Below are 22,517 nucleotides of genomic sequence, written 5' to 3' on the forward strand. Positions count from 1 at the left end.
TCCTTCAATCATTTAATTAGTGAGAAAACTAATCTTTCTTCTATTTATTTGTGCCAGTACATTGGCCAATTATCCTTATCTAGACTTTGATACGTCTAGCTTAAAGTTAAACTCATATACCTATCGACGCTATATTAGGCCTCAACTTCGTTCCATGAAGAAAGACTTTTACTATGTCGTCAAAAGAATCACCTATACATCTCAAGACTTTATCAACTTAAGAGAAAATAGCCTTAATTTAAACCTTGCCTTTGATGAAGCCTATGAAAAATGTCGTAGGAATCAAAAGCTTTGTTATGAAGACCTTAAAGATGTCATGGGAAGAATCCAGGCAATTGAGCGAAATGTAAAAAGTCTTAGAGATGACTTTATAAAACTACCAAAGAAGCAATACGATAAAGTTGATGGCTACATAGCACTACTTTCAAATCTTGATCAAATCGACAGTTATAATTTACAGATACAGTCTTATGTTCAACTACTACATCTAACAGATAAGACTAACTTTGCTATCTATGCACCACGTATTGATAAGTATCGAAGCTATGTAAAACAAATTTATAATCTTGCTAACGACTCATTTCTCTATATTTTACCTACGGAACTAAAACCATCTTTCGAGCAATTTATTGATAACTTCCTCTCTCCTGTTGAGGTTTATATGATTCCTCAAATGAATAAAGATTGGTTCTTTGATCGCTTAGGTGATTTAAATATGCAGTGGAATGTTTTTCACATGGATCTTGAAAAAGGTCAGACTGGTTTTCCAAAAGAATACGTTAGAAACGTAAAAATCATGCATCGTCGTTGGAATAGTATTTTGAAATTAATGTTTTAACTTTATAAAAAAAGGCTCCTTACGGAGCCTCTCTTTATATAAGAAATTTAAATCTTAATTAGATTTTAGAACCTCTACCGTACTTCGTCTGAGTTTTCTTTCTTCTCTTCTCAGCAGCTTGTAGCTTCTCTTTATTTCTAATAGAAGGTTTCTTATACTCTTGTCTCTTTCTGTATTCTCTAATAACACCGAAAGCTTCGCAGTATCTCTTGAATTTCTTAAGAGCTCTTTCCGCACTTAATCTTTCATCGATCTCGATTTTGATTGAGTAATCTTTAGACATAACATTCACCTCCTTCTATTTTTTTTTCTCACTACCTTTAACGACAGCTTTAATGAGATTTCTTCGTGGCTTAACGCCGCAAATTTTGTCTAGCTTAAATTGGTATGTTAAATTACACGACGGCCCCACATTGTGTCAATGGCCAGTATAAAATAGGTAGTTTATGCAACAAGGTTTATTTAACGCACCAGATTCTAAATCAACTCCTCTCGCTCATCAGGTAAGGCCTGAAAGCAGGCAAGACTACGAAGGGTTTGACGCACTTGCTAAGCGTTTTCCTTTCTTACGTGGCGAAAATATACCTTCATTAATAATATGGGGACCTCCAGGTAGTGGGAAAACGACTTTGGCGAAGGTTTTAGGCCATGAAATCAATGCTAATTTCTATGAATTCAGTGCCGTTCTCTCTGGTGTGGCAGACCTTAAGAAACTCATTCAAAAGGCCCAAGAGGAGTCTCAGGACTACCAAAGAAAATCGATTATCTTTATCGATGAAATTCATCGTTTCAATAAGGCCCAGCAAGATGCTCTACTTCCACACGTTGAACAAGGAAGTTTCATCTTAATTGGTGCAACAACTGAAAATCCCCGACGCAGTGTAAATCGTGCACTCCTATCTCGAATGAAAATCATTGAGCTAAAATCTTTTTCCACAGAAAAGATCCGCTCTCTTATTACGAAAACAGTTGAAAAGCTAGAGCGTAAACTTTCAAAAGAACACCTTGATCTTATTTGCGATTACGCTAATGGCGATGCACGTATAGCTCTAGGAAGCTTAGAGGTTATCTATTCTCTTGATGAGGATGTGGATTTTGAAACAGTAAAAAATATCATCAAAGAAAATTCTCGAAACTTTGATGCCGGTGGAGACCGTCACTATGATGTTATCTCGGCCTTTATAAAGAGTATGAGAGGAAGCGATCCTAACTCGGCCATTTTATGGCTTGCTGTTATGCTTGATGGTGGAGAAGATCCTGTCTTTATTGCAAGAAGACTCGTCATTTTTGCCAGTGAAGATGTCGGAAACGCCGATCTAAATGCACTAACAGTGGCGACAAATGCTCTTCATGTCGTTCAAAATATCGGTATGCCTGAAGCACGTATTACACTGGCCCAAGCAACAACTTATTTAGCAAGCACAGTAAAGAGTAATGCTGCCTACATGGCCATAAACGAGGCCCTCGCTTACGTAGAAGACTCTCAAACAATTGAAGTTCCAGAGCACTTAAAGAACTTTCCCGATAAATACCATAAAGTGAAATATCAATATCCACATAGCTTTGAAGGATCATTTGTCAGACAACAATACTCTCCAGAAGGTACGCCTAAGTTTTATCACCCAAAAGAAATTGGTGTGGAAAATAATATTAAGAAGCGTTTATCTGAGCTGTGGGGAGATTAATCCCAACGCGAATAAATAATGAAAGCGTCAGTTTGTAGATCTTTTGTAATAAAGAAGAAACCAATATTTGATTCAATATAGCAGCTCATTGAATAGTCTTGACCAGGAACTAGCTCTAGGCATCGACTCTTTGCCCTTCCTGATGGCGTCTTTGAGAAGTTAATCGCATTCCTACTATTACAACCATAAAGCTCTAGAGTTGCGCGAATAAGAGCAATTGATTCCTCAAGAGGCTTATCTTCAAGATCAATATCAACTTCATCCATATTTACTTTGAAGGCACGACTATCCACATTTAGGTCATATGTTAATTTCTTAATACAATTTAAAGATGCTTTTGTGTAAGCAGTAGCATTAAAAGATATTAGTAAACACGCTAGTAAAATGTATTTCATAATAAGTTCGCCCTAATAAACTATATTCTTTGTTAGAGGGTCTTATACAAAAGAGCTCCTCAGAAATCTACATTTTTCGTATATATTTAAAAAAATGACATCTTAGCAATGCGTCTAACCACTGTTATTAGGTAGATATAGATATTTTATTAGAGATACTTAATTTTAGTATTAGCCATTTTAATAGTTTTGTCCTATAAATGCTCCACACACACAAAACATCATAGGGAAAACCGAGGGGTAAATGATGAAATTCACTATCGCACTAGCAACACTACTTTTCGCACTTACGACTAACGCAACAGAATTAAACAACTACTATCCAAAAGAAACTGAACTTCACCTATCAATGAAATCAAATAATAGTGAAGCTCTAAAAGAGCATCTTTTTGATGTACTAAATTCAATGCACCAAGAAACAAATGGTCGTGACCTATTGGGATGTGACTCAAATAAAAGAGGAAAGTGCTATAGACAAAGAAGCCTTGGTTATAAAGGTGCTAGAAAAGTTCTTTTCGGAAAGCTACACCTACAAGAAGATAACAATGGATATTTCATTGAAGATGTTTACTGCCAAAAGAAACTTAGAAGACGTCAAACACGTTCAATGGGACCAGGACAAATCCCTAATTCAAATGTTTTAAACTGTGAGCACACTTGGCCACAATCAAAATTCTCAAGAAGATTTTCAAAAGGTCTTCAAAAATCAGACCTTCACCACCTATACCCAACAGATTCAAGAGCGAACTCAGTAAGAGGAAATTATGAATTTGATAATGTTGATGGTTTCCCTGTAGATTATGAGAACTGTACAGCTTCTCAAACTCAAGGAAATGGTGCTTTCGAGCCACCTGCAAAACACAAAGGAAATGTTGCAAGAGCACTTTTCTACTTCTCAGTAAGATACGATATCCAAATCTCAAGTCACCAAGAACAAGTACTTAGAGAGTGGGATAAGCAAGATCCAATCGATGCTGAAGAACTAAAAAGAAATGAAACAATCTTTAGAGTTCAAAACAACAGAAACCCATTCATCGATATTCCAAACCTTGCTGATAGAATCAGTGATTTCTAGAAATCAACACTTTTAGATATAAAATTAAAAAGCCTTCTGAATAGAAGGCTTTTTTTTATCTAAATATACTTATTACTTTTTGAACTTCTTGCTGACCTCTCTCATTGAGTCCTTCAAGAAAGACTGTTGCAACAGCTGCATTGGCCAATGTTACTAAAACACTAAGAAAGAATAGAAATTTGAGCATGGGGAGACTTCTTTTCCCGTTAATAATATATTTGTAACATTCGTATAAAATTTTCTCAAATTCTAAATTATTAAGATTGTGTGAAGATAGAATTTTAAAGAAAATAGGAGTATAAGAAAGTATGTTTCAATTTATACGCAATCTATTAAATCAAAAAGGTTTTAACGCCAAGGCCAAACGAGCATTCACAAATTACTATCGCTTTGCAAGAGAGTCTAAATCGTATCTCTCTTATTGCAATAAGATGCATGGTATTGAGTGCTTCATGCAAAATAACCTCTCAAAAAAGCAATTTGAGGCCCTCACAACACACTTTAAGCCCAATATGAAAGTTCTAGATATCGGCTGTGGAACTGGTGATCTCACCGACTACTTTGCTAAGAATTATAAGTTAAAGGCCAAAGGAATGGACCTTGTCGAAAGTAAATTCAAATATAAAGAGGCCAATTTTGAAACGACATGGCTTGGAGAGAATGAGTATGACCTAGTCATCTCATTAGATGGCTTCTACATGCTAAATGATCTATATCGAACTCTTAATAAAGTAATGGATAGTCTTAAGCCAAAGGGAAAGTTTGTTCTTACCTACACCTCTGAGAGACCTTTTGATAAATCTCGTCTTGGTAAGGCATTAAAAAAACGAAAACATGATGTAAAAGACTTCACTCAAGATGATAAGGTCTTCAATAATAAGGCAAAAGATCTTCTCCAAGAAATGAAGTCTTCTTTTATTGAAGAAGGTAATTCTAGTCTATTTCATACTAAGTACAACGAAATCAAGAAGAATGTTGATTCACACCAAAATGGAAAGATGTATCGCAGTCTAGTAACAATTTATAAGTAGTTAGAAAGAAGAAATGTTGGCCAAGAGTCTTATTTGTCAGGCTTTTGTGAACTTGTTTTACTTTGATATCTTCAAACTTTATATTTTAAAATATGAAGACTATCGTACTCATCTCTTTTGCCCTCTTTCTAACATTTAAAACCTTTGCAAGTGAAATCAATAATATTGCGATCTCAAGCCATGTGAATGAGTTTTCAATCGTTGATTCAAAATATGCAAGGGAGATCTTTCTAGGACTCCCTGTGAAAAACACCTATGCGGACCTCGTACATGGATTAGTCTTTCGCTATCATAAATACTTCTTTTGCGTTAGAGAGCCTTCACATAAATTTCACTGTCACCTCTACTTAAATGGCCTAGGACAAGGGAAATTATCCGCCTATGATACCGATACTGATTTTGGAAAAGGGGCAATTAGTGAGTTTTTAGGAACAAAGCGTGAAAATGGTAAAGCAAAAATCAGCTACGATAACAACCATCTAAGAATAAACTTTTCTGGAAAATTGGCCGAAAGGTTCTGGCTTAAACTTGATCTCATTAAAGATAGTTTTCATAATATAAATGGTAAAAAGTTTGAGCTAAGAAGTGGAAAGCATCTAAATTGCTATATGCATTCCGGTGAGAAGAAATCCGAATATAAATGCCAATTCAATGTTCCTATAAAAGAGAACTTAAAAGAAATAAAAAAGGACCTCATCTGAGGTCCTTTTTTTATATTAAAATGTTTTTATTCGCCTAGAATAACCCTTCCCAATCTGTTGTTTGAAGAGTGTTGATTACGTGTCTTAGGAATTTTGACCCTACTTCACCATCAATTAGTCTGTGATCGTATGTGTGAGTTGCATACATCATCTGACGAATAGCAATTGCATCATCTTCAGTAACAATTGGACGCTTCTTCATTGTACCAACACAGAAGATACCAAGTTGTGGTTGAAGGATAACTGGAGTTGCCATAAGGATTCCAAAAGAACCATTATTTGTGAAAGTATAAGTTCCACCTGACATATCATCTAGCGTAAGCTTCTTAGCTCTTGCCTTTTGTACTAGTTCATCTAGCTTTCTAGCAATTCCTCTAATATTTAAGTTATCAGCACCTTTGATAACAGGAACGACAAGTCCGTTACCTGGAACAGCTACAGCACAACCAAGGTTGATATCTTTCTTCATGTGGATTTCATCACCAACAATTGAAGAGTTAACCATTGGGAACTCTTTAAGAGCTTGTACTAGAGCATAAAGGATGAAGTGAGTGTAAGTAAGAGAGAAACCTTCTTCTTTCTTAAACTGATGCTTAAATCCTTCTCTGAACTTAAATAGTTTTGTCATATCAACTTCATCCATCGAGTTAACGTGAGGAGAAGTCATCTTAGAAGCGATCATATTCTTAGCAATCGCTTTTCTCATATTATCCATTGGGATTACTTCAACTCTACCACTTGTCGAAGATGGTACAGAAGAGGCTTGAGGAGCTGGAGCTGCTTTCGGAGCTGCTGGTGCTGACTTCGTAGCCGCTGGCGCAGGAGCTGCCTTAGGAGCTGAGCCTCTATTTTCTAAGAAGTTCATGAAGTCGGCCTTATTGACACGTCCGCCTGCTCCACTTCCTTCAATATGTGCTAATTCATTAAGATCAACACCATGTTTTTTAGCAAGGTTTCTAACTAAAGGAGTATAGAAACGACGTCCACCTTTTGTCGTTGGACTTGGTTGAGATGAGCTTGCTGCCGGAGCTGATTCTTGAGCTTGGTTAGCAGCAGGTGCACTTGCTGCTGGAGCAGAACTTCCAGCGCTTCCCTGAGGCTTTGATGGATCTGTTTCAACAGATGCGATTTTTACACCAACATCAATTGTCTCACCTTCTTCAAAGAGAATTTCTTCAATACGCCCTTCAAATGGTGAAGGGATTTCAGACTCAACTTTATCAGTCGAGATCTCAAGAAGAATTTCATCAATTTCGATCATATCACCTACAGACTTGTGCCATTTTGTGATTGTTCCATTTGTAATAGACTCACCCATTTGTGGCATAACAACATCTTCAAGAGTATCTGAAGATCCTGTTGCTGCAGGAGCTGCTTGTGCTGGCTCAGCTGCCGCTGGAGCAGGAGCTGCTGCTTCAGAAGAACCTGATGCTGAAACCTCTGCATTCATATCATCGTCAACTGCTGCGATTTTTACACCAACATCAATTGTTTCACCTTCTTCAAAAAGAATCTCAACGATCTTTCCAGAATATGGTGATGGAATTTCTGATTCAACTTTATCAGTTGAGATCTCAAGAAGAATCTCATCGATTTCAATTGTGTCACCAACTTGCTTGTGCCACTTTGTAATCGTTCCGTTTGTAATAGACTCACCCATTTGTGGCATTACGATATCGTTTTTCATAATCTTTATCCTTATATATTAAAATTAAAAATTGATCGATCTTCCCTTAGCATTAAGTACAGACTCAGCTAAGAACTCTCCAAGAGTTGGGTGTGGATGAATTGTTGCAAACATTTCTTCGTCAACACCTTCCATTTGTCTAAATAGAACATACTCATGAATTAATTCTGTCGCGTGAGTTCCTACAATGTGAGCACCAAGCATTTCACCATCTTCACCCATAAGAGTTTTTACAAACCCATCAGTTTCATTAGATGCCATGGCCTTACCATTTGCAGAGAATGGAACCTTACCAGCAGTGTATTTAATACCTTGCTCTTTAAGAGCTCTTTCAGTGTAACCAACAGATGCAACTTGTGGCTGACAATAAGTACAACCAGCAACATTCATCTTATCTAGTGGGTGTGGATGCTCACCTGCAATTTTTTCAGCAGCGATGATTCCCTCGTGAGAAGCAGCGTGTGCTAGTAAAGGAGGTCCCGCAACGTCACCAATAGCAAAGATATTAGGAATATTTGTTTGGTAGTTATTATCAACTACGACAAAACCTCTATCAGTTTTTACACCAACAGTTTCAAGTCCAATACCTTCGATATTTCCTGTCATACCAACAGCAATTAGTCCCATATCAAATTTGTGTTCAACAGTCTTTCCACCTTTAACTTCCGTGATTGTAATGTCATTTCCGTTATTTTTAGCAGATACTTTTTCAACACCAAGAGACATCTTGATTCCGTATTTCTTATAAGCTTTTTCAACAGCTTTTGAAGACTCTTCATCTTCGATTGGAAGAAGGTGTTTTTGTAATTCAAAGATATGAACGTCTACACCAAATGCATTCCAGAAGTAAGCAAACTCAACACCGATAGCACCAGCACCAATGATCCCAATTGACTTTGGAAGCTCTTCCATTTTAATCGCTTCCCAAGCACCAATAAGTCTCTTCCCATCATGCTCAAGTCCAGGAAATGAACGATAGTGAGCACCAGTTGCAAGGATGATATTTGTCCCTTCAATCGTCTCAGTATGTCCTCTTTTTGAAGTAACTTCGACTTGAGTATTAGTTCGAAGTTTACCGTAACCTTCGATAACTTCGATTTTATTTTTCTTCATTAGGTAAGCAACACCACCAGAAATCTTATTTGAGATCCCCTTAGCGCGTTTAACAGCTTGACCACCGTCTAGGCCCTTAAGCTCAACATCGATACCTAAATCTTTCATATCTGCTAGCTCGTGAACACTGTGAGCAGCTTTAAGAACCGCTTTCGTAGGAATACAGCCACGGTTAAGACAAACTCCGCCTAATTCTTTACTTTCAACGATAGCAGTCTTTTTTCCAAGTTGGGCAGCACGGATAGCGGCGACATATCCACCTGGCCCTGAACCAATAACAATAACATCAAATTTCTTCATAAAATATTTCCTCAAACTATTGACCGTAAGGCCCATAATCAGTATTAAAAGTTTAATTTTAAGGTTCTTCAACGTACTAAAATTAATTAAAATTGGCATGACACATTGCTACGACATGCCAATATTTACAAAACGTTGGAAACCCCTACTACTAGCTTCATTAAAGGAATTACTATCAATTTTACTCAGAGCGAAATTAAAAATATCAATAAGTATTTCCCAGATGGGCTAATAGCACTTGATTTAGAAACTTCTGGACTGTCTCCTTTAGTTGACGAAATTATCGAGATTGCGGCTATTAAAGTCGTTGGAAACAAAATAGAAACTTTTGAGTCCCTCGTAAAACCTAAAAACCCAATTCCTGAATTTACAACGAAAATCCATGGAATCACTGATGACATGGTTAAGGATTCACCTTCAATTGAAGAGGTGTTACCTAAATTTCTCGAATTTTCTGGAAATACGCCACTTGTTGCTCATAATGCAAAATTTGATATTGGCTTTATTGTCTTTGCCATGCACCAGCAAAAGATTGAGCTTCACAAGGCCAAGGTATTCTGTTCATGTAAATTATCTCGTAAGTATGTGAAAGGAAGTGAGAATCATAAGCTTTCATCACTTTGTAAGCACTTTGAAATTCCACTAGAAAATCATCACCGAGCACTAGATGATACAATTGCCTGCCTTCGTGTCTTTGCAAAGACCCTTGATGAAGTGAAATCAAACCGTCAGCTAAAAGAAGGCGAAATCTTAAATATCCGTGACTTCACAAGGGCGAATATGGCCGAAGCACCTGAGATTATTCAACAATTACAAAAGAAGATAGCAAATCAAGAAGTAATCGATATCAAATACAAAGGTGGAAGCTACAAGGGTAAGTTTAGACCAATAAAACCTGTTGCTCTTCTACCGATGCCAGCTGGAGATGTTCTCTATGCCCATTGTTTACTCACTGATATCTACAAATCTTTTGCTATTAAAAAGATTCAAGATCTTCGTGATCATGTTGATAAAGACTCAAAGTAATTATATAAAGACGTCATGCTAGCAGGAAAACCACTTTCATATAAACTCCAATTTGTTGTGATCTTCATTATTCACATCGCACTTCTCTATTGGATCTATTGGCTTCTTCAAAACACAGGGGCCCTATCAACGATGAAAGTGATGGCCCATTTCACAGGTATTGCAATCTACGGTGCTCTACTAATTCGCGGATGTGCCGCTTGGGCAAAATGGCATCACCTCAATGACATAAAAAAACTTCAAGACAAACAAGATAAAGAAAATAATCAAAAATGAGAAAAGGACTTCGCTCTACAAATGAAGTCAACTCGCATTTTGGTCTTAATCTAGAACCATCTTCATATGAAGTATTCATTCCAAGTCACATGAATGAACTAATTCAAAAAGAAGGACTTGAGGGCATACACGCAAAACAATTTCTCCCATCTAATTTAGAAAACTCAGACGATGGACTAGAAGACCCAATTGGAGATCAACAAAAATACGTCGCCCCCCAGCTTATCCATCGTTACGATAACCGAGCGCTGTTTACACCAACGACTATTTGCCCGGTCATTTGCCGCTATTGTTTTCGCAAAAATGAATTAAGTAGCAAGCACGAAATTTTTAAGGCCGACTTTGAAAAAGTTATTTCCTATTTATCAGTTCATACAGAAATAAATGAAATAATCTTCTCAGGTGGAGACCCCTTTATGCTTTCAGCATCTAAGATAAAGTTCTACCTTGAAGAATTTAGCAAATTATCACATATACAGTTCATTCGTTTTCACACTAGAACACCTATTTCTTTACCAAAATATATTTGTGACGAATTTATTGAAGTTATTCACAAATTCAATAACAGATTTAACGATATAAATATAGTTATCCACATCAATCATATTCAAGAAATCACAACAGATGCTATGGACTGTATCAAAAAACTGGGGGCACGCTTTGGCCTTCTCTCACAGTCTGTCCTTTTAAAGGATGTTAATAATAATGTTAAAGACTTAAAGGATTTATTCCTTAAGCTTCATGCATTAAATATTCGTCCCTACTATCTTCACCATCCAGATCAGGCCAAAGGTGCCATGCACTTTTACCTATCAATTGAAGAAGGACGTGAAATATATCGTAAACTGCGTCGTGAAATTCCAGGTTGGCTTCTTCCGCAATATATTTTGGACTCACCTGACGGGTCGGGGAAGAAGAACTTATAATTTTTTAATTTTGAGTATTGACAAATTTTTTCCTCAGCAATATATTTCTTCCACTCAAATAAGCGCGTGTAACTCAGTTGGTAGAGTGTCACCTTGCCATGGTGGATGTCGCAAGTTCGAATCTTGTCACGCGCTCCATTCTTTTTTTAATAAGATACTACATACTAATCGAAGATACGCGGCGCTAACGCTTGCTAAACAACCAAATGCTTACGCATTCGGTATCACGCGCTCCATTCTCTAATCTAATTTAAGATACTACATACTAATCGAAGATACGCAGCGCTAACGCTTGCTAAACAACCAAATGCTTACGCATTCGGTATCACGCGCTTCGCTTTTTTGAACAGGTTTACAAGTTAATCGAAACTTTTCTTTGGAAAGAATTAAATTATATGCAAAAGAGAATGCAATTATAATTGGGACGTAATCTAGTTTTCAAAGGAGATAAACGTGTCAATTGAACATATTATCCAAAAAAATATTGTAACAATTAACTCTGATGCAACCATCCACGATGCTGCAAAACAGATGTATGAAAAACATGTAGGGGCCATCATAGTAGTCGGTCACAAAGAAGGAAAGAAGAAAACTCCAATGGGCATTTTAACTGACCGTGATATCGCCTTATCTTTTGGAAAGAAAGGAAAGATAGAACCCTACTCGAAAGTAAGTGAGATCATGACCCCAAATGTAGTGATGTGCTCTCCTAAAGACAGTATCGTCGATACAATAAAGAAAATGCGAGCAAACGGCGTTAGACGAATCCCAGTTGTTAATGAAAGAGATCAACTTGTAGGAATTATTTCTGCTGATGATGTCATACAGAGATTGGGAAATGAACTTCACGATCTATCTGAAATTATCAATCTAGAAATAGAGAAAGAAGCCTATATTTCTAGTCCCGTAGAAAAGGATCGCCAACTCAATCCACAGATAAAAATTGTCATCTAGGAAAGAACTATGTTCAAAAATCGCAAAGAAGCAGGCCAACTTTTAGGTGAAGAATTTAAAGAGAAGCTACTTGAATTTAAGAATGTAGCAATCATTGCACTTCCAAGAGGAGGTGTTCCCATCGCATTTGAAATTGCGAAAATGCATAAGCTCCCCTTAGATATTTTCTGTGTTAAGAAGGTGGGAGCTCCAAATAATGAAGAATTAGCACTTGGAGCAGTTACGGAAGAAGGTATTGGCTACCTTAATCAGAGGATAATTAACCATTTAAATATTGATGACTTACAACTTCATCGTCTAACAAAGCAGAAAAAAGAAGAAGTAAAAAAGCAAGCTCAAGAATTTCGAAATAGCAGGCCGCCGATTGACCTATCAGGGAGAAGTATCTTTATCGTTGATGATGGAATAGCAACAGGTGCAACAATGAAGGCGGCCATAAAGTTTTTAAAGAAAGACCATAATATAAAAAATATTTTTGCAGTTGCGCCAGTTAGTTCACGTCAGTCATATAATGAAATTATAGATTTAGTTGATGATATTTTAGTCCTAGAGACACCACATAATTTTCTTTCAGTTGGTGAGTTCTATCTTGAATTTCCACAAGTTTCCAACAAAGAAGTTTGTGAGTATCTAGAGACATCAAATGAGCTAAGAAGACAGAAAGAAAAAAAAGATAGTATACGTAGATTTGAAAATGAAGGTGGTGCTATTTATGAATCACAAGACTTCACGATTAATAAAAAGCACTACCATTCAAAATAAGAATTAATTATTCATCATCTGCTAAATATTCAGTTCCAAGGTGAGCAAAACTCGTCCAAGGGAAAATATCTGAGACAACTTCTTTTATACTGTCGTTGATATCACCTGTATCTTCGATAAGAATTTGTGTCTCATTTAAATCAAAGAACGCATTCTCTACTGACTTTGAAACGATTCCAAATACAGAGAGACTTTTCTTAAAGCTCTTTGTCTTAGAATTGATATCTTCAAAGTGTTCTTTAAAGTCACATATATAAACACTATTATTTTCAAGTTCAGTGCTTCCATCATAGACTTGAATATTAGGAACTGATTTAAATTCTTCGCTAATCATTTCTAAGAAATTGCCGTTTCCTTCAAAGAAAAGAAATACTGGAGGTTGATTACCACGAAGTTCATCAAGTGAAGCAATGATCTTTTTCTTATCACTGAAAGATCCAACAAAGAAGCGGGCTTTAGTTTCAGGATTCTTAATATCAAAGCTCTTTTGGAATGAACGATCTACTTTTGTTACAACTGGAGCTGCATTTAAGAAAGACATCTTAATCTTATTTTTAATTTCTTCTGCTCTTTCTTTTAAATTATTAAGTGCTGGTTTCTCAACAAAGTCACATGCACCGTTATTAAGAGTTTCTTGAGCATAACGAGTATCCTCACGTGAAGCACTAGAAACCACAACAACATTTGGGTGGCCAGAGCGGAAGTTCTTCTTCAAATATTCAACACCATCCATCTCAGGCATATGAATATCAAGAGTCATAGCATCGACCTTATTATTCTTTAAGAACTCTTGTGCTTCTAGACCATTCATTGCTGTTCCAACAAGTTCAAAGTCATCATCTTTTTCAAATATTTTTGAAAGTAGCTTAACAACTGAAGAACTGTCATCAACAACAAGCATTCTAATAGGCTTAGGAATGATTGGTGTTTTTGCAATTGGTGAAGTTCTAGGTACCGTCTTATCTTTAACGATAGATAGTGGTCTAGGTTTTTCAACAACTTTCTCTTCAGGATCAAGACAATAAACACTTGGCGCCATTGTTTGAAACTCTAATTTTGTATGTTTTAAAGATTCACTAATACCAGTTATAAATAGAGCATTCTTGTGTAAAAACTTTGAGAAATTATTTACAATCTTTTCAATGGAAGTTTGGTCAAAGTAGATAAATACATTTCGACAAAATACGATATCGAATTTCTTTCCACCAATAAACTTTTCTGGTGCAAGAAGATTCATCACACCAAAGCTACAATTTTCTTTAATATGAGAATTAACTTTTGCAAACTTAGAGATCTCTCCAGACCCTCTCATCCAATTCCCTGTTAAGTAGACAGTAGGAATCGATTTAATTTCACGGTAACGATAAACACCATTTTGAGCAATCTTAACACTCTCTGGATCAATATCTGTTCCAACGATTTCATATTTCATACCGGGATAATTCTTTAAGTGATGATTAAAGAACATGGCCAGTGAATAAACCTCTTGTCCACGACTACATGCTGCTGATAGAACACGTATCGTGCTATCTCCCCTCTTTTTCGCATTGGCTACAATGGAATCAAGATTTGTAAGGAGATATTCAAAATGAGTAAATTCTCTAAAAAAGTATGTATGGTGAGTCGTAAGCATTGAGATAAGTTGCGAAGACTCTTTATTATAGTTCTTAGATAAATATTCATAATAAGATTCTGGAGTATGAGTACCTAAGGTCATCATGCGCTTTTTTAAACGACTCATAACCATAGATTGTTGCGCTGGCCCTAGTATATTCCCACTTTCTTTTGAAACAATTTCAGATACATAATTTGCTAAACTGATGATATCCCAATCATTTCCCTTCTTAAACGCTTCACTCACAGATGCACTCCAAATAAAAAACTAACTCGACATTAAGTTCCTTAACTTTTCGACATCTTTATAAAAAACTTTACTGTAATTACGACAACTTATGCATATTTTTTTGACTCTAAATAAATAGAAATGAATTCTTCAAGTAAGGCTTTGAAATCTTGTATGCAACCAATAAAAAATATCTCGAGTTTTTTACACTAACTTATCTGATGAAATAATTTTTACGCCTAATCGGTCACTTAAAGCGGATTCTAGCATTGTCTGAGCAATCCTCTTGGCCGGATTTAGACGTAACCTCTTAGGCAGTAGTGGACCTAAAATTTTTAAAAAGCTCTTGGCAATCTCTTCTGCAAAACGAAATTCATCTCTTTGGCCACCAATAAGCCCCGGTCTGACAATTGTTAAGGCATCAAAATTTAAAGACTGAAGTCCTTCTTCCACTAGCCCCTTAACTTTATTATAAAAAACAAGCGAATCGCTATTGGCCCCCATTGCTGAATTTAATACATAAGACTTAGCGGCGCATTCTTTTGCAAGCTTTCCAAAAGTCAGGGGATACTCGAGGTCAACTCTTCTAAATGCAGCTTTCGATCCAGCTTTTTTAATCGTTGTCCCCAAGGCGCAGATAACAACATCACATTTCCAAGAGCATACTTCTTCTTTTGTAATTTCATCAAAGTTAATTATCGGTGCAAAAAGCTTTGGATGTGCATCTATATTTTTACGTACAGGTGCAATAACTTTTTCTACACGATCATCACTTAAGGCCATCGACAAGATATGACTTCCAACAAGTCCTGTAGCACCTAGAATTAAAACTTTCATATGACCTCGTATCAAATATTAACTAAATATATAATTTCAATTTATCCTATATTTTTCTACAATCAAGCCAAATGGTAAAACTTAAGCGATCTTTAAATACCTTTCAGGTAACAATGTATGGAATTGGTACAATTCTTGGTGCTGGTATTTATGCCTTAATTGGAAAGATTTCAGCAACAGCAGGAATGATGGCACCACTGTCGTTTATAGTTTCGGCAATTTTAGCAAGTATGACTGCTTACTCTTATACTCAATTAGTTAAATTATTTCCCAAAAGTGCAGGAGAGGCCGAGTATATCTTTCAAGGATTTCATAGCGTGTTGCTTTCAAATATTGTTGGCTGGCTTGTTGCCTTTACTGGTGTCGTCAGTGCATCAACACTAATAAAAGGGTTTGTCGGCTATTTTCAAACATTTATTCATTGGACAGATTTTTCAGTCGTTTTTCTAATTATTATCTTAGTTACTGCACTGGCCATAAAAGGAATAAAAGAATCCATTAACATCGTTATCTTCTTCACTATAATTGAGATTGTTGGCCTTATTTTAATATGTGGGAGTGCATGGCAAGACCTCTCGGCCAATGAATTCATGCTTCCTGCATTATTACAGAACTTTTCGTGGTCCCAATTTCCAATGATTATATCAGGCGCATTCTTGGCCTTTTATGCATATATCGGATTTGAAGATATGGTAAACCTTGCAGAAGAAACAAATCTTCCTGGCCCAACTATAAGTCGCTCTATTTATATAGCAGTTCTTGTATCGACGATCTTATATGTTTTTGTAGCCTTAGTTGCAATTGCAAGTATTCCCTTAGATGAGCTCAATCAAAGTAAAGCGCCCCTTAAAGATATGTACGTCCATCACGGAGGCAATGCCCTTGTCATCAGTGCCATTGGTATCTTTGCAATCTTTAACGGAATCATTGCTCAAGTGATAATGGCCTCTCGAATTCTTTATGGCCTTAGACACCCATTAAAATGGATGAATTTTTTATCAGTAATTAATAAAAAAACACAGACACCAATTAATGCAACTATTGTCGTTGCAATAATTATTTCACTCTTAGTAAGTCTCTTTCCTATAAAGACACTTGCTGCATCCACTAGCTTCATCATTCTAATCGTTTTTACCTTCATCAATCTTTCACTTGTTTCCTATCGTATTAAAAACCGTGAAATCCAATTTAGGTACTTAACCATTCCTATTATTGCCAGTATATCAAATATCGTCTTTCTAGCTTTTACTGCTCTCTACTAATTTACATTCAACAACCATTATTATTTAATAAATAGATATTTCATATACCAATACGAGGCATCAGCAATGAAACTTAAAGTTTTACTTATTCTTCTTTTCTTATCGTTAAATACAAATGCGCAATATTCATTCACAGAGTCACAAAGTACTCCAATGAATTGGAAATCTATTGAAAATGATTTTGCCCAAGTTATTTATCCAGAAAACTATAAGGATCGAGCAATCTACATGGCCAATCTAATAGAGCATTATTCAAAATATGTTGGACTTTCTTATGGTGTAAAAAAGCCTGAACAAGTGGCCTTGATATATCGACCAGAGATGGCCAATCCAAATGGGTTTGTTACTCTTGCTCCACGACGTACTGAATGGTTTGACTCGGCACAATTTTCAAGTCGTCTTAGTTCTTTAGAATGGCACGAAATGCTTTCAATTCATGAATATCGTCACGTTATTCAACAAGATATTTTCAATAAGAAAACAGTGAAGTTTTTTGATATTCTTATGGGAGATACTGGACAACAGGTTCTTTCATTTCTTGCAAAGAAGCCTTGGTATATGGAAGGCGATGCCGTCTATACAGAGACTAAGTATACACCAGCAGGTCGAGGACGCTCTCCTCGCTTTATGGCAAGACTTAAAGCGCTTCTTCTTAAAGGCGAGACTCCAACTTATGATCAATTTGTTGGTGGCTCCTACAATGATCAACTTGTTAACTGGTATATCTATGGATATGTACTGGTTTCTTATGGGTATAAGAAATATGGTGATCAATTTTGGAATGTTGTAATGAATAATGTTACAGCAAGGCCTTATCCAAATGGAATTGTGGGAGCTATAGAAAATTCCTCAGGAGTGGATTTTTATGACTTCTACTATGCTGCCTTTGATGATCTAAGAAAAGAATGGATTGGAGATAAATTTAATAATCTTCCTGTTTCTGAATACAATGTAAAAACAAATCAATATAAGAATGGAGCTAACCTTTTCTACGTTGAATACGACTTAGATAACCATTACCGTCTTATAAAAGAATCAAAAGATGAAAAGGAAGTTCTAACAGATATTGCTTATAGTGAAGACTTCACAAGACTTAGCTACAGTAAAGATTATGCAATTCAATCACAATTCTTACCTCATTGGAGATATGGTTTTAAAAGTTACTCTGACCTATCACTTATAAGCCTTAGGGATGGAGATATAAAGTATATTACATCAGGTGAAAGATTATATAATCCACATTTCAACAAAGATGGCTCGAAAATTACAGCAATAAACTTTGATAAAAATGGAAAATGGATTATCCAAGAATTAAATTTAGAAGGTGCGAAACTTAGGTCTATCACAAATTCAAAATATGATTTCTTAGAAGCAATAAATCTCAATAATAATGAAGTTATCGCCATTGCAACAAGAGATGGGAAAGGTAAGACAATTGTTAAAGCAAACTATTCAAACAATCGAGTTCTAGAATTAGTTCCACCTACATATAACAATCTCTATGCGTTAAATTATGATGGTAACAACTCTGTTCTTTTTGAAGCTCAATATAAAGGGAAAATTGAAGTTTTCAAATTAAACACAACGACAAAATCGCTTGAGAAATGTACTGACTCAAATATTGCTTCATACTCGCCAACCTTTTCAAATGGTAATTTTTATTTTACTGAACAAACAATTAACGGAAAGAGAATAAGAAGCAGCTCACTTAATTCATGTCGAAGCCTTGGGATCAATTCTCTAGTTGATCGCAGTCAGTATTTTGCAAAGAATGACCCAAGTGACAGCTATAACAACTTTGAATTAATTGACATTAAAGATAGAAAAGAGATTCAAACAAAGAACTCAAATAATTATACAGAAGAAGATTATAGCGGGTTTGATTGGAGGTCTGCGACACCTCATTCTTGGAGTTTCTTTGTAGGTAATGGTTACGGCCTTAGCCTCTATGCAGATAATTATCTTAGAGACTTTAGCTGGAATGTAAATTTAGGTTATGAAGCTTCAGAAAACTCTCCCTATTCATCAGCAATAGTCGATTTTAAAAGGTACTGGCCAATTCTAAGTGCAACCGTTGATCTTAGAGAGAGAATGGTAAGTCAACTTGCAAGTGATACTGATGACTATGGATGGGATGAAGTTGCTTATGGTATAAAAGTCGAATTACCATTCGTACAAAAGCATAATCTTTATAATTTAAATTTGAGTTTAAGCTATCAAGCTGAACAAGTCATGACTGATGAATATATCCAATACGACACTAAAGTTTCTGGTGAAGCGGATTTTATCAGACAATCAACAACACTATCATTAAGTCTATATAAGGACTTTACCACTCGTTCAATTATTTCACCTTGGAGCTTTTCACTTCTTGGAATGTACCAAGATGCTTCAACAGATGATGAAACAGGACTAGAAGATGACTATCGCTGGTTTGGATCGTTTTCAATAACAACACCAGGGCTTTTTACAAATAATGGAATTAAGATATCGGTAGTTGGTGAAGAATATGGTGATGGTGACAACTATCGCTTCCAACCATCTTCAAATGAATTTATGGGTTATGCATACTCTCGCGGATATGATTATTTTGCGTCTAAGAAGTATTTAAAATCGAGTGCAAATTATCTCTTTCCACTCTTCTATCCTGATTATAATATTGCGGCGCTAATTTATTTCAAGAGAATTTATATGAATCTCTATTATGATATCACTAAGGCCAAATTATCAGATACAAGAAAGAGTATACAATTAAGTAGTTATGGAGCTGAGCTCGTCTTTAATACAAATATCTTAAGGGCATTACCTGTGGACTTTGGAGTGAGATATATTCATAAGTATGAAACACAAGAAGATGAATACGAAGGTTATTTAGGAACAAGTTTAGCTTTCTAATAAAAAAGGCCCTCTATCGAGGGCCCTTTAATCTAGTCTTCTTTTTCTAATTTAAATTTCTTTCTAACTGAGCTCTTGATACTTTCTTCAACTAAACCACCCATCTGGGCCATCACTCTCATAGCGATATAGTAAGGCATTGGCTCAATTTCATTCATTGTTTCCTTAGCTGCAAGGTAATCTTCTGAAGTTACAACAGCATCTCTTGAATAAGGAATATAATTAAAAACAAGCTCTTCAATTTTTTCAACACGAGTTGAAGGTCTTGGATGCGTTGAAACAAGTAACTCTAACCAAGACTCTTGACGATCACCCATTGCTGCAAAAAACTTTGATAGGCCATATGGTGAATAACCAGCCTCGTGAGCGTATTGTACACCAATTTTATCCGCTTCAAGCTCTTGAAGACGACTAAATCCCATAAGTGGAATTTCTTCTAATTTATCATAGATATAATAAGCTGCTGCTGCACCAAAGATATTAAACTGTGCCCATACAAGTCCAGCTCCAACATACTTTGTAGCAATATTTTTTAAGTTTCTTGAAACAGATTCTGTTCCGTGACGTTCAGTAACGTGGGCCCACTCATGTCCAAGAACACCGGCTAGCTCAGCTTCTGTTTCGAGTGCTTCAATTAGACCTCTAAATACAAATACATATCCACCAGGTAGAGCAAATGCATTCTCAATTGGTGCATTGATGAAGTAGACCTTAGGTTCAAGATCAGGCATATCTGAGGCTTTTGCAATTTTAGTAAGCATCTTCTGTAGATACTCCGCCATTTCTCCGTCTTTATAAACATAACCTGAAAATTGGCTACGGATTGCATAACTGGCCTCTAGACCCATATCTTTATCTGAATCGAATTTAAAGAAGTTACGTCCAAAACCATTATGTAGTCTACCCTTCTCTCCAATACGATTGTGGTTCTTATATTTTCCTACGAACTTACATGAAGCTAAACTTTTAAACTTAGACATATCAATTGTTAATTCACTACCATCAACTTTGAAATCAACAGTATTAGAGCAATTAGTAAGTTTGAATTTTTCACCTTGAAGCTTAACACTTCCTTCTCTTCTTAAATCAACAGTTCCTTTTTCAGAGTTATAACCTCTTACCTCGAACTTCATATTGATTTCTGTAGCAGGTAGCTTGTTTACACTATTTGCATAGAAAGCTTCTGCATGAGTGTAATCTAGATCCATTGAAAGATTACGTGGATAAGTTCCTTTGATTTCAAATGTTTCACCAGATGATCCATTGAAATTTAATTTTTGACTATTAACCTTGATCTCACCACTAAGTGCATCAGAGTCAAGAGAGTGTAAAACCTTAACCGTTGTTATCTTCTCTGCATTACACGATACGAGTAACGCAAGAACCGCTAGCATACCTATATTCTTCATACCTATCTCCTAATGTTTGGAGTATCAGTATCAATCTTTAAGAAGTTATGCCATTGAAGTGTAAATAAGATAGGAATAAAATAGGCAATCATGACTCTATGGCCTCATAAAGCCTCTTAAGATGGTATAATTTACAAGGTTTTCCGTACATAAAATAGGAAATAAGAATGAGAAATCGACAAGAGAGCACTAAGCTTAACATATTGAAATTACTAATAGTTATTTGTATAACTCTCCCAAGCTTTGGAGATGAGATTAAGAGCTTTTTGGATGTGGCCAAGAAGCATGTTGGAGAATATGAAGTCATCAAATCAAATAGTCGATTCTGTGACTCAGGTACTCTCGCTTTTCTAAATTCTAGTAAACCTAAAGATGGCCTTAGAATTGGACAGACAATTTTCTTTGGCCCATTTTCAAAAGAAAAACAAATTGAGAAGACTTCTGACGGTTGCAAGTCGACATCTCGTTATAAGTTTGAAAATAACAAGGTAACTCAATTTTCTGAAATCATAGAATGCCCTAAAAAGTTTAAAAAGCTTGAAGCCAAAAGTACTCAGGTATTAAGTTTTAGTGATGAGCAAGTCTCTTATCATTCAGTCGAGAGTAAGATCAAGTGTATATTTAAACGCAAAAAGGGAGGTAACTAATGAAGACTTTAGTTATACTCTTTTTAAGCTTTAATTTATACGCAAATGAAACGACTCCGTATTCGACAGCTCAATTTTTAGAAGAAATAAATGTTGTTATTGATCAAGTTGTGGCGCCTCCTGAAGAGCCATGTATAGACTGTAAAGTAGAAGATAATCTTATTTCAGAGGCAGATCCGTTACCGACAACATTTCGACGAGGCTCTCTTTATTTTAATAAGATGTGTGAGAACTTTGTAAAAGAAGATGGTAGCCTTGGTGTATGGGGAGATATGATTGTTAATTATATCGACAATACAGAGGGAGCATCAGATATCTACCTCTATGATGAAGTGAGAGGAATGACAGCAAGCCCATACACTTGCCCTAATTGGTACAATCTAAATAACCAGCAAAGAAAGAGGTTTTGGGTTTGGATGTTTGCTTCAATTGCACAAGTTGAATCATCATGTGATCCGACAAAAGTAAATACAGGGCCTGTTCCTGATGCCACAGATCGCCCAACGGGACTATTTCAGCTCAATCAAGTTAAAAGAAATAGAATGTGGCGCGGAGAAAATTGTAAGTTTGAAACTGGTTATACCGCAACAATCAAACCAGAGAATCAGATAAAATGTAGCATGGACATTATGATGGAAATTCTCAAAGGAAGACGCGGAATATATCGCGGCTCAGGTAGAATTTTTCCAACTAATTCTTATTGGGAAAAGTTAAGACCTAATCATAGTCAAACTGGTGGGCCTATTGGTGAGCTAGTTAGAAACTACCCTCCTTGTAAAGCAACCCCTTAAGTTATTAAATCTCTGTCAAGAAATTGAGTTTAAGCCTCAATTTCTTGGCTAATAAATGCCAATC

At 36.0% G+C, this 22,517-nt stretch carries 22 protein-coding genes and 1 tRNA gene; 15 read left to right on the top strand and 8 right to left on the bottom strand.

The window, feature by feature from the left end:
• The first annotated feature begins 19 nt into the window (after nt 1-19).
• Nucleotides 20-838 (top strand): hypothetical protein, encoded by an 819-nt coding sequence (locus BALOs_RS12390; RefSeq protein WP_114705514.1) that lies wholly within the window; start codon nt 20-22, stop codon nt 836-838.
• Nucleotides 839-896: 58 nt separating this feature from the next.
• Here the strand turns inward: BALOs_RS12390 and rpsU are convergent, their stop codons facing one another.
• Nucleotides 897-1,121, bottom strand: a complete 225-nt coding sequence (gene rpsU, locus BALOs_RS12395) for a 30S ribosomal protein S21 (RefSeq protein ID WP_114705515.1) — start codon at nt 1,119-1,121, stop codon at nt 897-899.
• A 163-nt stretch (nt 1,122-1,284) separates the two neighbouring features.
• Between rpsU and BALOs_RS12400 the strand changes: the two genes are divergently transcribed.
• A complete protein-coding gene (locus BALOs_RS12400) occupies nt 1,285-2,523 on the top strand; it encodes a replication-associated recombination protein A (protein WP_120405331.1) in 1,239 nt (412 codons plus the stop codon).
• Here BALOs_RS12400 and BALOs_RS12405 read toward each other — a convergent pair.
• Complete coding sequence (locus BALOs_RS12405) at nt 2,520-2,918, bottom strand: hypothetical protein (RefSeq protein WP_114705517.1); 399 nt, start codon at nt 2,916-2,918, stop codon at nt 2,520-2,522. The two genes, BALOs_RS12400 and BALOs_RS12405, sit on opposite strands and share 4 nt — an antisense overlap.
• Nucleotides 2,919-3,165: 247 nt before the next feature.
• Here BALOs_RS12405 and BALOs_RS12410 point away from each other — a divergent pair, with 247 nt between their 5' ends.
• Entirely contained in the window at nt 3,166-3,993 is an 828-nt protein-coding gene (locus BALOs_RS12410) for an endonuclease I family protein (protein WP_162929683.1), read from the top strand.
• Between the two features lie 55 nt (nt 3,994-4,048).
• On the opposite strand, the gene BALOs_RS15505 is transcribed toward BALOs_RS12410, so the two are convergent.
• Nucleotides 4,049-4,180 carry a hypothetical protein gene (locus tag BALOs_RS15505; protein WP_256385934.1) on the bottom strand — a complete coding sequence of 44 codons (132 nt, stop codon included), beginning with the start codon at nt 4,178-4,180 and terminating at the stop codon, nt 4,049-4,051.
• Between the two features lie 121 nt (nt 4,181-4,301).
• Between BALOs_RS15505 and BALOs_RS12415 the strand changes: the two genes are divergently transcribed.
• Together BALOs_RS12415 and BALOs_RS12420 are read left to right on the top strand one after the other, a co-directional pair.
• On the top strand, nt 4,302-5,024 hold the full coding sequence (locus BALOs_RS12415; RefSeq protein WP_120405333.1) for a class I SAM-dependent methyltransferase: 723 nt from the start codon (nt 4,302-4,304) through the stop codon (nt 5,022-5,024).
• A gap of 92 nt (nt 5,025-5,116) precedes the next feature.
• Nucleotides 5,117-5,725, top strand: a complete 609-nt coding sequence (locus BALOs_RS12420) for a hypothetical protein (protein ID WP_120405334.1) — start codon at nt 5,117-5,119, stop codon at nt 5,723-5,725.
• Nucleotides 5,726-5,759: 34 nt separating this feature from the next.
• Here BALOs_RS12420 and sucB read toward each other — a convergent pair whose 3' ends face one another.
• A complete protein-coding gene (sucB, locus tag BALOs_RS12425; RefSeq protein WP_114705523.1) occupies nt 5,760-7,412 on the bottom strand; it encodes a 2-oxoglutarate dehydrogenase, E2 component, dihydrolipoamide succinyltransferase in 1,653 nt (550 codons plus the stop codon).
• Nucleotides 7,413-7,436: 24 nt separating this feature from the next.
• The gene (gene lpdA / locus BALOs_RS12430; protein WP_114705524.1) at nt 7,437-8,825 is read right to left on the bottom strand and encodes a dihydrolipoyl dehydrogenase; all 1,389 of its coding nucleotides are present in this window, start codon (nt 8,823-8,825) and stop codon (nt 7,437-7,439) included.
• A 135-nt stretch (nt 8,826-8,960) separates the two neighbouring features.
• On the opposite strand from lpdA, the gene BALOs_RS12435 reads away from it, so the two are divergent.
• The 6 genes from BALOs_RS12435 (at nt 8,961) to BALOs_RS12460 (ending at nt 12,769) form a co-directional block, all read left to right on the top strand.
• Nucleotides 8,961-9,851: an exonuclease domain-containing protein gene (locus BALOs_RS12435; protein ID WP_158536747.1), complete on the top strand. Its 891-nt coding sequence runs from the start codon at nt 8,961-8,963 to the stop codon at nt 9,849-9,851.
• A 15-nt stretch (nt 9,852-9,866) separates the two neighbouring features.
• On the top strand, nt 9,867-10,127 hold the full coding sequence (locus BALOs_RS12440; RefSeq protein ID WP_120405335.1) for a hypothetical protein: 261 nt from the start codon (nt 9,867-9,869) through the stop codon (nt 10,125-10,127).
• Nucleotides 10,124-11,053: a KamA family radical SAM protein gene (locus BALOs_RS12445; protein WP_120405336.1), complete on the top strand. Its 930-nt coding sequence runs from the start codon at nt 10,124-10,126 to the stop codon at nt 11,051-11,053. The genes BALOs_RS12440 and BALOs_RS12445 overlap by 4 nt, the downstream gene beginning before the upstream one ends.
• A 62-nt stretch (nt 11,054-11,115) precedes the next feature.
• A tRNA-Gly gene (locus tag BALOs_RS12450) sits at nt 11,116-11,191 on the top strand.
• A gap of 315 nt (nt 11,192-11,506) precedes the next feature.
• On the top strand, nt 11,507-12,007 hold the full coding sequence (locus tag BALOs_RS12455) for a CBS domain-containing protein (RefSeq protein ID WP_120405337.1): 501 nt from the start codon (nt 11,507-11,509) through the stop codon (nt 12,005-12,007).
• Between the two features lie 9 nt (nt 12,008-12,016).
• Nucleotides 12,017-12,769, top strand: a complete 753-nt coding sequence (locus tag BALOs_RS12460) for a phosphoribosyltransferase (protein ID WP_120405338.1) — start codon at nt 12,017-12,019, stop codon at nt 12,767-12,769.
• A 7-nt stretch (nt 12,770-12,776) separates the two neighbouring features.
• On the opposite strand, the gene BALOs_RS12465 is transcribed toward BALOs_RS12460, so the two are convergent.
• Together BALOs_RS12465 and BALOs_RS12470 are read right to left on the bottom strand one after the other, a co-directional pair.
• Complete coding sequence (locus BALOs_RS12465; RefSeq protein ID WP_120405339.1) at nt 12,777-14,630, bottom strand: CheR family methyltransferase; 1,854 nt, start codon at nt 14,628-14,630, stop codon at nt 12,777-12,779.
• Nucleotides 14,631-14,816: 186 nt separating this feature from the next.
• Nucleotides 14,817-15,449: an NAD-dependent epimerase/dehydratase family protein gene (locus BALOs_RS12470; RefSeq protein ID WP_120405340.1), complete on the bottom strand. Its 633-nt coding sequence runs from the start codon at nt 15,447-15,449 to the stop codon at nt 14,817-14,819.
• A gap of 71 nt (nt 15,450-15,520) precedes the next feature.
• Here BALOs_RS12470 and BALOs_RS12475 point away from each other — a divergent pair, with 71 nt between their 5' ends.
• Nucleotides 15,521-16,711: an APC family permease gene (locus tag BALOs_RS12475; RefSeq protein WP_120405341.1), complete on the top strand. Its 1,191-nt coding sequence runs from the start codon at nt 15,521-15,523 to the stop codon at nt 16,709-16,711.
• Between the two features lie 66 nt (nt 16,712-16,777).
• Nucleotides 16,778-19,606 carry a hypothetical protein gene (locus BALOs_RS12480; RefSeq protein ID WP_120405342.1) on the top strand — a complete coding sequence of 943 codons (2,829 nt, stop codon included), beginning with the start codon at nt 16,778-16,780 and terminating at the stop codon, nt 19,604-19,606.
• A gap of 32 nt (nt 19,607-19,638) precedes the next feature.
• On the opposite strand, the gene BALOs_RS12485 is transcribed toward BALOs_RS12480, so the two are convergent.
• Nucleotides 19,639-21,015 carry a M48 family metallopeptidase gene (locus BALOs_RS12485; protein WP_120405343.1) on the bottom strand — a complete coding sequence of 459 codons (1,377 nt, stop codon included), beginning with the start codon at nt 21,013-21,015 and terminating at the stop codon, nt 19,639-19,641.
• A 167-nt stretch (nt 21,016-21,182) separates the two neighbouring features.
• Between BALOs_RS12485 and BALOs_RS12490 the strand changes: the two genes are divergently transcribed.
• Nucleotides 21,183-21,662 (top strand): hypothetical protein, encoded by a 480-nt coding sequence (locus BALOs_RS12490; RefSeq protein WP_120405344.1) that lies wholly within the window; start codon nt 21,183-21,185, stop codon nt 21,660-21,662.
• Nucleotides 21,662-22,453 carry a transglycosylase SLT domain-containing protein gene (locus BALOs_RS12495; protein WP_120405345.1) on the top strand — a complete coding sequence of 264 codons (792 nt, stop codon included), beginning with the start codon at nt 21,662-21,664 and terminating at the stop codon, nt 22,451-22,453. Before BALOs_RS12490 ends, BALOs_RS12495 begins: the two co-directional genes overlap by 1 nt.
• The last annotated feature ends 64 nt before the right edge of the window (nt 22,454-22,517 follow it).

Origin of the sequence: Halobacteriovorax sp. BALOs_7, assembly GCF_003612895.1 — a bacterium.
GTDB classification, from domain to species: Bacteria; Bdellovibrionota; Bacteriovoracia; order Bacteriovoracales; family Bacteriovoracaceae; genus Halobacteriovorax_A; species Halobacteriovorax_A vibrionivorans.